Below are 14,652 nucleotides of genomic sequence, written 5' to 3'. Positions count from 1 at the left end.
ACCTCGATTCGGTGTAATGTCACCTGGTTTGCTAGAGTGGCACAGCGCGGTTCACGGAGCCGTATGGGGCTATAGCGCAGTTGGTAGCGCGTCTCGTTCGCATCGAGAAGGTCGGGAGTTCGATTCTCCCTAGCTCCACCATTCGGTTCGAGAGTGGTCTCGAACCAGGGTCCGCATTGATCGCACGTAGAGGCGGTGCTCACGCTTCCGTTCGGTTTCCGAGCTCAGTGGCTAGTTCAGGCTTGGTCCTCGAGATTTCTCGGGCCTGGTGTCGATGCGGTCAGGGGTACTCGGCGTGTCCGCGGTCGGCTGCTGAGATCCGCGTCGCTAGTCTCGTTCGGTAGTCCACAGATCCAGCTCCAACGGCGGTCGGCCCGCCGTTGTGTCCAGCTCGAACGAGGCAGCGTAATCCGCCAGTTCGTCCAGCCGTGCCCGAATTCGCTCCTCGGTCTCCGGTCCGGAGGACGCCTCGAGATCGGCGCGCAGAGCCTGCGATACTTCGTCACCGAACAGCTCGATGATGTGGGCAAGGCACGGCCGCAGCTGGTCGGTGATGCCCTGCTCACGCCGAATTGCCACGTCTGTAGCAGTGGCTTCGGTCTGCGTCAGCTCGTCCACCGGCGACCCGAGTCGTAGGCGCAGTACCTGCCGCAGCCACGCTGTGGCCATGATGTCGGTCCGCTGCGGTGCCATCCAGATCGTTGTCGTCGACCAGTCGATGAGCGGGCGTCCCAGATGGGGCCTGCGCCGGTCCTGCTGATTCTCGGCCAACGGTATTTCGGCCTCGTCCACTTCCTGTTCGGTGAGCAGGCGGGTCCGCGACATCGCATCCTCGAGTATTGTGCGTGCCTCCTCGACCGGTACTTCCAGCTGCGCGGCCAGCTTTTCCACGCTGTGACCGGCGAAGCCGAGTATCTCCTGCTGCCAGGCCGCGCGACCCGGAAAGTTGTCCGGTCGCGGCTGCAGGGAGGGGTCCGCCGTGCCCTCTCGTACGATTCCGCGCGGCGCGCGTGGCTTTCTCCGCTCGGTGGGATCCTCGGTGGTGCCGTCCAGCGCGCGTCGGAGGCCGTCGATTATGGGAATCATATCGTCGAACCCGGTACCGCCGGTCGAATCGGCAGCGGTGGCAAGGGCGGTGACAATTTCCAGGAATATCCTTTCCTTCTCCCATCTGAACCGATGCATCAGCAGTTCGAGCGGTTTGGGGGGCGTGACTATGTCACGGTGCATCAGCGCTTGATAGCGACGGTCGGTCTGGGTTTCCTTGTCGGCGAACTGGCGGTCCACCCAGGCCTGGCCGAGACCGTTGATTGCACCGGCCGCCACGTACGGCATATCTCCGATACCGGATCCGTCCTCGCTACGGCTGGCCGCGGCCCGGTTCGCCATCGCGCTGCCCTCGGATACCGCTACATCCGAGCCGCGGGAACGAACGAGCATCTCACTGAATGGAGAACCGTGCCATTGCGCGAACCAGGCAGTGAGTATCGGGCGTAGTGACTCGGGATCGGCCGGGTCGTACAGGAGGTAGCTCGACGCATCGGCGTACTGGTCGGGGTTCGGTTTCAGATAGGTGCCGGAGCCAGGGAGGTTCGGCAGTATCTCCACGATTTCGCGACGGGGCGGTAGTTCCCCAGGGCGAGCAGTGATCACCTCGATGACATTGGAGGCGCCGAGCCGGATCACCGACTCCGCATAATCGTCTTCCTCGGCTGCTTGTTCGATCTCCGACACAACGTCGTCCACCTGGTGCCACGGTTGCCGCTCTATCGTGGCGGCCCGGTCGGCCCACGTCGCGGCCAGTTCCTGGAGTGCCGGATTGTCCGGGTACGCCTCGGCGGTCTGTTGCAGTCGTGCCGCGGTCGCACGAATGCTGTCGTAGGTTTGCAGGAGTGAACGTTCCCAATCGTCGGTGAGCGTCCGGGCGGTCGCCCCCGGGGGAAAGGCGCTCACGCGGTTGTTCAGGATGCGCTGCTCCTCTACCGCGTTGAGGATCGCGCCGAGACCTTCTTTGGTCACGGTGATTCCCGCGTTCGTGAGTTCGCGGACGGCTACTGCGGGATCCTCGGCGAACAACGCGAGCAGGCCCGGAACAACATCGCCCCCGAGGGCCCGCGCCAGGCCTCGTTTGATCAGCTCTCCCACCGGCATCCCGTGCATCATCCGCTCGCGGGCGAGTAGATCGTCCAGAGTACGGCGCAGTTTCGTCTCGTCGTTCTCCGGCAGATGGTGTCGCCACTGTGCCGGCAGCCGAATTTCGATGAGGCGTTCCCGGTGCTGTTCCCACCGAATACCCCGGTCCGATGACATCCCGCGGTGGTAGTCGGCGTCGCGGAAGGACACCAGCGGGAATTCGTAACTCTTATCGGAGTTGACAGAAAACGCGGCATACAGAACCAGCCGGCGCCCGTCATCCAAGGTTGTGCGGAGGGTGGCCAGCCGCGCGTCGTCGTCGCCGTCCGCTATCTTCTTCGCTTCGACACCGGCTACCGTGGTCAGCCCCGTCTCGCGGAGGACTTCGACCCGCATATCGTCGATCGCGTCGTGGTGTTCTGCCCATTCGTGGACGATTCGACTCACGGCGGTGAGGATGTTTTCGCCGGGAATGAGGCGGTTCGGTGCGTCGGCGTCCGTAGGGAGCCCGAGCCGTCCCAAGATTTCTTGCTGTTGGGCACGCTGAGAACTGTTCAGTTCCAGGGATCTTCGGCTGAGGTGTGGTCCCATGCCGGTGGAGGTTTCGAAGCCCAGCCGCTTCTGCATATCGTAGAAGGCGTTCTTCTGGTGGTGCAGACTTGCCAATTCGGCCCATACATCGGCGGGAATTGCACCGAATTCACCGCCGGCTCGTCCCAAGATCATGGCGGCTGCCAGCGGTGCGACACCCAGCACACTCGCCAGGCCGATGGTGATCGGTGCGTAGAGGGCGCCGTTGATGACCGCCGGCTCCTTTATCCGCGCTCCCACCCCGGGGAGATCGGCATACGCACTACCGACAGTGGACAGCGAACGGGAGAAATTTTCGAAGAATACCGCTGCCAACTCCTCATCCGTGGCGTAGTACAGATTGGGCCACAGGACCATTGTGAGGTGGAACTCGTCGAGCCTGCCGGTGTTCCGGAAGTCGATATAAGTCCTCGGCGTCTTGTCGCCCACGGCAAACCGATAGTATGCAGTCGACTGCTTTATGAATTGATTGCCCACCAGTGGGAAGCAATATGCGCCGTTCTCTTCCGGCAAAGAGGTTCCGCGCAACGGTCGCAAATGGAATTTCAACCACATGTTTGCCCCAGTATTCTTCGAGGCCAGAAGCTGCCACGTACCTTCCTCCACCCCACGCCTGAACGCACGCATGAGACTGTCGGCTCGGTGCAGGAGTTCTGCGGCCTGCTGCTCCGACAGCTGTATCATCTCCTCGGGCGCAGGGTACTGCGCCGGTGTGCGGCCGAGGGATTTCGCGACCACCCCGAGCATCTCGGCGGTCCGAAATTGATTCTCGATCACCTTTCGCCCGGGCGGTGCAATTCCACCGGCAGTCGAGGCCTCGTAGAGTTCGGCCAGCATTGCCTGTCGAATTTTTTTGTTGATGGCCGCGTATTCGGTGATCATCCCGCCGCCCTGGCGCAGTACACTGCCCGCCATCATGCCGGCCAGTGGCCACGGTAGGAATCCGATATCGAGGCCTGCCGCCAATCCCGCACCCGCAACGTATCCGGCGTTCTCCATCCCGGCGGTGAGTAGTTTGCCACGCACAATATTTCCGGGCGGAGCCTGCCGGGGCACATAGCCCTCACCGATCAACGAGCGCATATGCTTCTCGAGTTCGGCCCGGATCTGGTCCCGGCCGGCCTTCTCGTCGACGACCAGAACATACTGTTCCTTGTGGATCCAACGACCGCGGATGATCTCACCGGCGGGTAGATCTGCCGTACGAAGCTGAACCGTGGGACCCGATGTCCAGAAGACGCGATTGTATCGCCACGACCAGCTGAATACGGTGTCTGTCATCGGATGCAGGGCCCGCTGTGGGTCCGGTTCTACATACCGGTCGAGATCGTGCCAGAGCTCGGTCACCGGTGCCAGATCGGTCCACGAAGCACGGGCCCTGGTGATGGTGCCGAACTGCGCTTCGATACCGCCCAGATTCGCCCCGCACATCCATTCGGTCGCGTATGCCAATGACGGGTTCGGATGCTGTCCCAGGTCACGGTAGTCGTCGAGCCAGGCCACGGACCGTGGTGTGAATCTCGCCAGCCGAAGATCGCGGCCCGCCCGAAGACACCGGATGCGCTTCTCGGCCTCCTTTCCGGACGCTGTGTTCAGCCGGAGACCGTGGTCCCACCCGACCACCTCACCGTCGATGGTCCGGCGCGCGGCGCCGCCCACCAGGCGACGGATCCCGCTCTCGGTCTCTGTCAGGTTCGCCAACCACCGCTCGGTCTGTACTGCGTTCTCGCTGTGCGCTGTTACCGGCAGCGAGTCGATATATGCCCGGAACTCGGTTGACCAACGGAAATTCACGCCGAGGGCAGTGTTGAGCTTGCCGACCAGCCACCTGTTGCGTGCGATTCCGTCGGCCAGCAGCTCGAGGTTCGGCAGATCCTCGGCGGAACCCGGCCATTGATGTTTCGGGCGACGACCGAGAAGGCCGTGGATCTCGTGCAGGTACTGATCCTGGGTGGGCCCTTCGGTGTCTTGTTGCGGAATGAGCTGCAGACGTCCATCGGCATCTGCGGTGAAACCGGCCGCGAAGACGTCGCGGATTTCGCGATGAGATTGCGATATCTCCCGCTCCCACAGCTCGCGGGTGCGGACCCGGGGCGCGCGCTTCTCGGTACCACGTTCGCCGGAAAGGTTTTCGGGTGCGATATCCGGATCGGGAAGATCGGTATCGAAGATGACGACGACCCCCTCGACGGATGTCGCCATCCAGCTGTGGGCCCTTTCACCGTCATCTATGACGAAGACCACGGTATCGATCCCGCTGTCCGGATTTTCGAGTATGTTCAGCGTTCGCGCGATGGGGGAGTCGTCGGTGGCAGCGGTGCTCAGCGCGGCGGCAGGAATCCGGGCGAACCGGGTCCGGAGGCCGTCTTCCAGGTCTGCCCATGCGGTGGCTTGCCGGTCCGGCACAGTAGCGTCGTCGTAGCCGACCCCCCAGGTGGTACGCACAGTCTGTACCAGGCATTTTCGGGCGTATGACGGCATCGAGGCGGGGTCGGCTGTCGGCATCCGGTCGGCGGATCCCATCGGCCGATCCGGAGTTCGCGTGACACCTACAGGGCCCGGTGTTTCGGTACGCGGGTCGGGCCGGGTGGTGGTATTCGGTCGACCGGTGCCGTGAGCCGGCCGGACAGCGCCGGGCCCGGGGTCCGGATCCAGGTGTGTTTCGGGGGCGGACAGCAGGGTGGTGCCCGATTGGGCAAGCCAGGGTGCGACCACCTCTGCATGGAACTTGTCGACGGCCGAATCTATCGGGTCCGGGTTTTCGCCGGGCCTTGTATCCCGGGTGTATTGCGCTGTGTCGCCACCACTGCCGTGCCGCAGTACGAGGGTGAGCTCTCTGGACTCACCGAATACTACGTTCACCCGAAACGTGAGGATCAGCTGATCGGTTTCCGATTCTTTGCGCACGAAATCGACCCAGAAATCTTCGATACCACCTCGGAACATATCTTCCGCACCGGGCGTCGCCCGGCTGGTCGCCCGTCCCCCGCGGGTGATCAGTTCACCGACGGTGGGCACACCGGGCGGTTTGTTCCGCCGCCAGAGCGGGTCGTTTATCGTGTCGGTGAATTCGATATCGTCGAATCCGAGCACGACCCGTCCGATGGCACTGTGCATGGCATTTGTCTCCGGACGAGAGAACACCCCGCTTCCGAATTCGACGCGTCGTCGGTCCTCATCCATCCACCAGTGCCCGAATGCAATCGGATATTTCTCGTTGCCGTGGACACCGTGCGGATTCGCGGATGTTCGGTCGGTCGGTTTGTTCTGCGGAAAAGTGCTGTGCAGCTTCTCGTGTGAGGTCGGGTACGGCGCCGTGATTATTTCGTCGGGGTAGACCAAGAAGTAGTCGCCGCCCGGGCCGGTGTTATATCTGGACTCGTCGGGATCGCGGAGCACACCTCGGTTGTCGAAATGAACGTGCCGATAGTCGATGGTCTCCTCGACATAGGCGTACGTTCTGGGCGGTGCCACCGGGAGTTCCCCGGCTCGTGGATGCAGGAGAGAATCCGTCGCGTGGGAGATCGATTCGGCCACCGGGTCTGGATCGTCGGAGGCTGTCAGCATCCGGTGGGCCGTCTCGACACCGTCGATCAACCGCTGGGTTTCGACCTCTCGATCCGCCGGATCGTGGCCGGGTCGAGATCCGATGGGGCTGTCGCCTTGCCTGCCGCGATCCGACGGGTCGGCGCGTGCGGTCTCGTCCTCCAGGGCTGCGGCGGTCGGCCTCACCTCGGTGACAATCGGGCCGTCATATGGCTGATATCTCGGATTGGGGCGCCAGTACTGTCGCAGTTCGTCGGCGAGGGCTTCGAAATCCCGCTGCCATATGTCGGCGGGAATCTCGAAGCAACCCACGATCCGCTCGCTTCGGAGTCCACCCGGCCAATGCACCGCGACGACGCTGTCGAGCTCGTCGACCACACCGAACCCACCGGGCGCATCAATGACGAAAATCTGGTGGACGGCCGACACCCGGGACGTTCGGTCGTCCGTCTTCACCGATTCGCCGTAGTCGGCAGCCCTGTCCACACGGACCGTTGTGTAGACGACTCTGCCTTCGTGCTGCTGCCGCGGAACGAATCCCTCTGCCAACACATCGGTGTGAGGTCGTGCGCCGCCCCGGAACAGCAGTCCGCCGCCGGTGCGCCACCCCGAACGCGGATAGTCGTCTGCGATAACTTCCCATGCCTGCCGGATCGCGGCGAGGTCGATATCGGTATCGGCGGCCGCGGCCAGCAACTCGTCATCGTGCACCTGGGCTACCGGCTGCCACTGCACCGGGGCCGACGAACTGCTCGAGACCAGTGCCACCACCTGTGCGGCGTCGAATGGGTCCAGCGGGACGTTGGCCGGCGCGCTGCCGATGGTGCCGTCGGAATCCGGATGGACAGGCGACTGCGGTGGCCCGCCCGTATTGTCGGCGGGATCGTTCGATCCGAGCCGCCCGGTGGCACGTGCCCGTATCCATCCGGGGCGGTCCGCCCCATGCGGTTCGCGGACCTCTGCGCGGTCGCCACGTCCGACGAGTACCCAGCCGATATTGTTCAGACCACTGGTGGGTACGCGGTCCGGCCAATCACGCCAGAGGTAGTAGGAGGCATGCGGTTTGAATACGTTGCGGTCGAGCCGATCCGAGACCATCGTGAACTTGCGACCGGCCGGGACCTCGGTGGTCAGCACCGTCGCGCCGAACTCCGGTGAGGTCGGCGCCAACCCCAGACCGACTCCGAACTTGCTCTGGTCCGACTGGGGCGCACGCCTTCCCAGCTGGGCGACGGGATCGTCCGGATCGCCCAGGACCCACACCGGTACACCGAAATCATCGGCGTGTTCGAGGACCCAGCCGGTTCCTGGGGAGCCGGTGAGAATCACCTGGTCGATAATCCCGGCCAGGCGCCGGCCCTGCCCCGCGTAGCAGGTGGTGGTGGATCCGTAACTGTGCCCGACCGCGTTGAACAACCGCGGCATCGGTGCGTGACCGGGACGGCTGGCGTAATACGCGCGAGTCGCATGGATAGCGGTGGTATCACAGGCCAGGATGTCACCACCCTCCGCAGCCTTGTGCGAAACCGCGACCGAGGCGTCGGTGGGGCAGTGATAGCCGATATGGCCCACCGTCGCCACCGCCGAGCCGTCGCTACGCAGTGCGGCGATTTCGTTGAGGCTCATGGCATACCCGGAACGGTTGTACAGCGTCGCCGTGGTCGAGCCGAAACCATTGGCCATCATGTTCACGATCTCGGCGTTGTCCAGATCGCCGATGGCGATGATCACGCGGCCGTTCTCGCCGTGCACGGCCGGGTCGAACGCCACCAGCTGAACCTTCGGTTTGCCGGTCAGTCCCGCGGCCGTCGCCTCGACCAGCGGCAGCTGGCGTCGAAGGCGAAGCAGATTCGCCAGTTCGGACCGTTCGGCCGCAGTGAGGGTGGTGCGGAAACGCCGGTATATGCCTGGGCGTCGCTCCAAGAACTGTTCGATCCGCTGTTCGATTGCGAGCCGATTAGCTCTGTCGCGCACCGTGTAGGGAATGCCGTCGGCATTGCCGACATACCACGGATGGGCTTGGAATACCTCGAACTGCAGATCAGAAAGGTCGAGGTCGCGCTGCAACTGCGGTAGCCCGGACCGCTGCGGAGCCCCGTTGCCCAGCGACTCCCACCACTGCGCCACCTTCTCCGCGTGCGCGGTGGACGCACCGGTCACATCGTCGGGGTTCACCGTCTGGACCAATGTCTGCTCAGTGGCATCCGCGCCGAAATATTCGGCCAGCTCGGCGATGGGGCGGGGCTTCGCGGTCGACGGGCCGGCTGTGGGTTCTGCCTGCGAGGGTATGCCCGTACTCTGAACATCCGCCAGCCGCTGCCTGATGCGGGACCACGCAGAGTGTGACGGCCTTGCGCCGATGGCGGGACCGGTGGGGTCGTCGGGGGACGACAAGGGGAATGCCGTAGTGGGCTGGTTCGGGCTTTTCCGCGCTGAGCCCGCTGATTCCGGTGCGCCCGGTGGCTGTGTGGTTTCCCGCTGGGGCGCGGGGGCGGCCCCGATGACGTTCGCGATGAATGGAACTCGGGCGATTGCCGCCGGCGAATACCGGTCCAGGACGACCTCGCGCACCGTCCGTGCGTACCCCTCGGTCTCCGGGTAGTTGCGTTGCTGCAGATAGTGTCCGAAGTCGTAGGTGCCGGCGAGCAACTCAGAAACCGTGGACACGAAGTGCCACAGCGTGTCGTCTGCCGGCGCGGATATGCCGGCGCGGCGGCGCAGGTGAGTGCGCAGGGCGCGGTCGAGGATATCGGGCGCGGCATCGGGCGGCGCGGCCAGTGCCTCCACGGTTACGGAGGTGAACCAGCGGGCGACGTGATCTTCCGGAGCCGAGGAGGTGTCCCGGAACGCGTCGCGCAGTTGTGTGGCGTGACGAAGTTGATACGGTTCGATCCAATGATTCAGGAAGCGGTCGTATACCGCCCGGCACGCGATTTCGGGTAGCAGGCTGTCACCGGCGAACCGCGCCCGGAAGTAGGCAGGCTGATCCCGGGACAGCGCTCGGCAGCCCGGGTAGTTCGCCCCGTACACCCCATTGCGCGGGATCGGCTCGAGATGCTCGAACTCGGCCGGGGTCAAGAATTGCCGGGTCAGGTCGCGATCCACTTGGAGTATCGGTCGCGCTGCGAGCAGCGCAAGGTAGTTGTACTGCGCAAGCTCGTCCAGCGAGAGCTCACGCTGGACGTGGCCGACGGCGCTGGAACGTCGCGCGATATCGGGGCCGCTGGGTTGTTCCGGCGTATCGGCCGGCATCGTCCGGTACTTGTAGACGCGCAGCATTTCGTCCGGTGTCAGGGGGCGGGACTGCTCGATGAGCAGCGGTCCCGGACCGGTATTGGGCAGGCCTACGGTTTCTTCCGCCTCCAACGCCGCCGCCGAGAACGCGGAAAGCATGCTGAGGAGGGGGCTGCGTTCCCGCAGCCAGCTCAACTGCCAATCGTAGTAGTCGGGGCTGTCGATCCAGTCGCTTCCGTGCTGTTCGCCCTCGGCGATACGCAGCAGGTCGTCGATGTAGGCGAAGCTCGTTCCGAAGCTACGCAATTCCGCGGCGAGTCCGCTGATTTGCGGTACATACGAGGCCTCTGTCGCCGAACGACCGGCCGGGCGTGCTCGCTGTGCCTCGTCGTCGGAAGTCGGCTTACCTGCCGGTTTGCTGCCGATCTGGTCGCTCTGGCGCACGACTGACTCCCTGGCATCGGTTGCGAGCTCGATGAGTTCAGTCAATGTCGCCATGGTGTGTACGCGGCCGTACCAGTTGAACTGGACGGGGCCGAGAACGGTAAGGACATTCCAAGCAGCGGAGTATGTCCGGCCACTGTCGGGAACAGCACTGTTCACCTCGTCCACGAGACCGACCACGTCATTGAGCATGCGGACTGCCTCGAGTAGGGCGATCCACGGCCGGAGATGAAGGGGCGCGTTCTCCATATGGTCGACGCCACCCGGGTCGCGCTGCCAAATGATTGCGGCGTCGTAATCGGAGGGGCCGTAGACCATGAGGCCTGGGTCGACGATTTTGATAGCTCCGAGGGGGGTTCGGATGAGATTGCCCTTGGTCAGATCTCCGTGCTGAAGCTGGAACTGTTGAGATCTGATAGCGGGAACAAATACGTCCAATCCCCCTGTCAGTTGCTCGGGGAACCTCAATCTGTCGAATATCGCACGATACAAGGGGATTGTCCGGAGATGTCGATAGCGCTGCTCGTAATAGTCCCTCAGCATCTGGAAGAAGCCGACCGAATCCTCGGGGTAATCCTCGGGAAGCGGCAGCAACTCCTGGGGTACCGGGACCTGGCGGAGTAGGCGGTGAATGGCAACAAGCGCCTCGCCCACGCTACGGTCGGCAAGAGTGTGCACGGGCTGACCATGGATGCGGCGCTGAATCTCGAATGCCGGACGGCCCTGTTCGTCCAGCTCGGCATACAACACCTGCTGGAACGGAGATTCGAGCCCCTCCGGTATCGCCTGGGCAATCGCCTGCAACGTGCGGTGCTCCTGCGGCCAGAGCACGAAGTCGACCACCAGATCATTGTGTGTCCGGTAGTTCAGAACCGCGAAGTCGCCGAACAGATAGACATCCTTGTACTTGCCAGAGGCCTTCTGGCCGTGCCGGCGCGCGGTCTCCCGCAGCGCCGCGGCCACCTCTCGCGACATCCGCACACCTGCGGTGCCGCCCAGATGACGATAGGCGTCGACGGGCTGAAGGTTGGAGAGCCGACCCTGCTGCTCGGTGGCGGCCTCGACTGTCTCCGGGGAAAGTTCGACATCCATGGCCAGCACTGCATCCGGAAATTCGTGGACCATCGCCGACCGCTCGGCCGGGGTCAGCTGGACGTTCCACCAGGTCCCGAGGTCGGCCTCCGGCGGGCGTGCGTCCGGCACGGTGAGCCATTCGGGCCTCGCGTGCGGGCCGAGTTTCTGTAGTGCGGAGGCCCAAAGGGGCTGGGAGGACGGCCGCTCGGACTGTGGCCTGGCACCGATTCCGCCGGGATCGGTGGGGTCGTCGGGGGACGACGATGGGAATGTAGTACTGGGCTGGTTCGTTGGCGCGGTGAGGGAGCCCTCGGACGGCTTGGCGGTGTTGTCATGATCGCCGGCCGCTGGCGGTGCGGTCGGCATTCCGGGCAGGATGCCGGTGCGAAGGGCGAGCGCCACGCTCTCCTGCCGGTTGCGTGCGCCCAGCTTCTGCCGAATGCCGGCGAGAGCCACATCCACGCTGCCGTACGTCGTTTTGCGGTCCTTCGCGATGTCGGTGTTCGTTTGGCCGTTCGCGACTCGGTCGAGCAGGTCGACCTCTGCGGACGTGACATCGGCAATCTCCCGGGGTATCGGGTGGATATCGGGGAGCATGCCGCTGCGCAGCGCGACCGCCACCATCGCCGCCCGGTTGTGCACCCGCAACTTGCCGCCGATTCGCGTCAGATACTCGTCCACCACGGATGGCGACGTCCGGAGCGCCCGCGCGATGTCGTTGGTGGTCTCACCGTTCGCGACCCGGGTGACTAGATCGATCTCGCGGGGGCTCAGGTGGGGGTCGGCGCTACCCAGGGCGTCCTGAGGGGCGAGTTCGAGATGTCCGGCGCGCACGGCGGCGAGCACGGTCGCGGGCCGATTGCGGACCCCCAATCGGCGGCGGAGAGCGGTCACCTGCTGGTCCACTGCCTGCGAGGTGATGTCGAGGTCCTGCGCGATATCGTTGCTGGTGTCGCCGTTCGCGATCCGGATCATCAACTGAAGCTCACGGCTGGTCGGCTCGATCATCGCGGTCGCAGCCGATCGGTCGCCGACCGGGACTGTACTGGCGAGCACTCCGGCGCTGAGCGCGAGATACACCAGTTCGGACGCGGTGCGCGCGCCGAACCTGCGGCGTAGCTCGTTGCGGTAAATCCCGACGGTACCCGGCGAAAGCTCGAGTTCTGTGCCGATTCGGCCGTCTGTCATACCTGCGGCGATCAGCTGGAGCACCATGAACTGGCGGTTGGTCACCCCGCTGCCGGCAGGAGCGGTCGTGTCGATACCGCTGGGGTGCTTCCTCTCGGCCTCCAAGTCGTGCCGACCGGCCTTGTTCAACCGATCGAGTGCACCGCGCTGCACCACCGTAAGGCGGCCTCCGTGCTGCGCCGCAGCAAGGGCCTCGGCAGCGTGGCTGCGTTGCGTAGCATTCATTTCGAACCAGCCGGTCACCAGATTGCGCGCGATGCCGTGCAACCATTCGAGCGGGGCGGCATCCTGGACCCGCCAGCGGTACTGGTCCGCGATATCGAACGCCAAACGGTTGAGTCCCTGCGCTACCCGCACCAACGGACGTAGCTCGGGCGTGACAGCGGTTGCCGGAACTCCGAGATCCGAGAGCACTTTCGCGAACAATGCGCGCCCGTACTCCTTACGCAGCTGCTCGAATGCCGCTTTGTCGTTGCCCTGAGCACGGTGTAGGACACTGTTGGCTTCGGAAGATCTTTTGCTGCCGGGCATTTCGGGCGCATCGCCCGGATCGGAGTCGTCGGGTCGGCCACGGGCGGCGCCGCCGCCGTCCATGTGGAGGGGGTCCCATGGGGCGGGGTTGCGGCGCCCGGAGCGTAGCCGGAATGGGCTGTCCAGTGCGTCTTCCGTGGTGGGGACATCGACGCCGGAGCCGTGCCCGCGAATGTTCGCGCGAGCAGCGCGCCGCAGCCGGGTTTCCTCGTTCAGAGGGGCGTTGCGGACGCCGGTGGGACCGTGGGTCACGGGTTTCCCGGCAGGCTGTGACGGCGGGGCTGTCACGTCAGGGTCTTCGGAGGCGAGCTTCAGCGTGTAGACGCCGTCGGGAAGGGGCGGTCGACCGGCCAGTTCGACCACCGGCTCACCATCGAGCGAACGAACCTGTGCTATCGCCGGCGGTGGCGCGATGTGCTCGTTGCTCGGGTGGATCGGGGCTTCTCGGTGGATCGGGGCCGGCTTGCCGTCGATATCCTGTAGCGGTGATAGCCAATTGGCCATTCGGCGTTGGATTTCGAAGCGCCGCGCGATCGACGCGGTTGTGATCACTCCCATCCCCGCGGTCATTGCGGCGGCAGTGTTCACAGACCCCTGGTTGGCGATGAGTACCCCGCCGACCAAACCGAACGCCGAGTAGGCAGTGAGCCGTGCGACATTGATGAACGAAATCGCGCGCCCGAATCGGTCGCTCGGGACGTTGATGGTGAAGTAGGCGTTGGTCTGAACACCTGCGGCTCCTAGAACCGCCCAACCCGCAAGGTAGCCGGCGCCGGCGACGAACACCTGGTCGGTAGCGGCGGCTGTCAGTGCGCTGGCCGCCATAGCGGTCAAACCAACGTATCTGGCCGCGAGGAGCTTGTGGATGTCGACTTTGCTCAACCAGTTCTTGGGTAAGAAGTTTCCGATCATCCCACCGGCCGCAGGCATGAGTACTGCCGTGGCGGTCAGTGCCGGGGAGAGATCGGCCTGAGTGAGCAAATGGAGGTAATAGAAGTGTTGCGCGCCCAGATACCCATTGGTGGTCACGAGGTTCCACGTGTAGTTGCGCAGTACCGCATCCTGATTCAATGCGGTGAAACCGTCGACGAACATCGCCCGCAGGCGTTCTCGAACGGATGGCGACTCGGTTGGTATCTCTGGAGGCAATTCGCGAACGTGCCGCAACCCGGCCAGGTTGGCGCTCGAGGCCGCCGCGTCCAGCCCGAGGGAAAGCCACGGTGGCATCACTGCCGCGAGGCTCTGCCCGATCGTTCGACTGAGATTGAGCTCGAATGTTTTGTACTGTGAGTATCCCCGTTGTATGTGCTCATCGGTGCCGACGACCTCCTTCGTTACCCGGGATTGGGCTGGAGAGTAAAGGGTGCTGGCGGCGGTCCCCAACATCGTTGTACCGATGAGAATCGGAACCATCTGGGGCACATCGAACCCAGTTGCGAAAGCCGCACCGACCGAGGTGAGCGCCGCCGCCAAAGTGGCCCGTCGCATGATCCGAGTGGGTCGGCGGGTATCGGCCAAGTAGCCGGCGAAGGGAGCCAGCGCAATTTGCGGTACGGCGGAAAGGGTGGAGACCAGCGCCGCGGTGCCCGGGTCGATATCCATCAGCATCAACATCAGTGCGGTCTCGGCGCTCGAACCCCCGATACTCGATACCAGCCCACCGGTCGCCAGGTTCCGGAATTCTCGGTCCGTGCGGTACAGCCGCATCAGCGATCCGCTGGTTTCGGTCTCGGCGCGGGGAGTGCCGGTATCTGCCGGACCGTCGTCGGTGGAACGGTTCGGCAGGAAGAAGTGACCGACGCGCCGAAAGCCCTCGGGCACCGAGGGGGTGATCAACTTTCGGAGACTCCCGCGACCGATGGCCAGGTTCTCGGGCTCGCTGTCCACTTCACTGTTCGCGTGTGGTTCGGA

1 protein-coding gene and 1 tRNA gene are annotated in these 14,652 nt (G+C 64.3%); one reads left to right on the top strand and one right to left on the bottom strand.

Annotation, left to right across the window (positions count from 1 at the left end; genetic code table 11):
- Window positions 1–65 precede the first annotated feature (65 nt).
- Window positions 66–141, top strand: a tRNA-Ala gene (locus tag ON22_RS22260).
- 186 nt (window positions 142–327) lie between these two features.
- Here ON22_RS22260 and ON22_RS22255 read toward each other — a convergent pair.
- A complete protein-coding gene (locus ON22_RS22255; protein WP_373280887.1) occupies window positions 328–14,448 on the bottom strand; it encodes an MFS transporter in 14,121 nt (4,706 codons plus the stop codon).
- Between the last annotated feature and the right edge of the window lie 204 nt (window positions 14,449–14,652).

Source organism: Nocardia carnea NBRC 14403, from assembly GCF_000308515.1.
Taxonomy (GTDB): domain Bacteria; phylum Actinomycetota; class Actinomycetes; order Mycobacteriales; family Mycobacteriaceae; genus Nocardia; species Nocardia carnea.
Note: the sequence above shows the minus strand (reverse complement) of the source record. Positions and strands in the feature narration are given on the sequence as shown.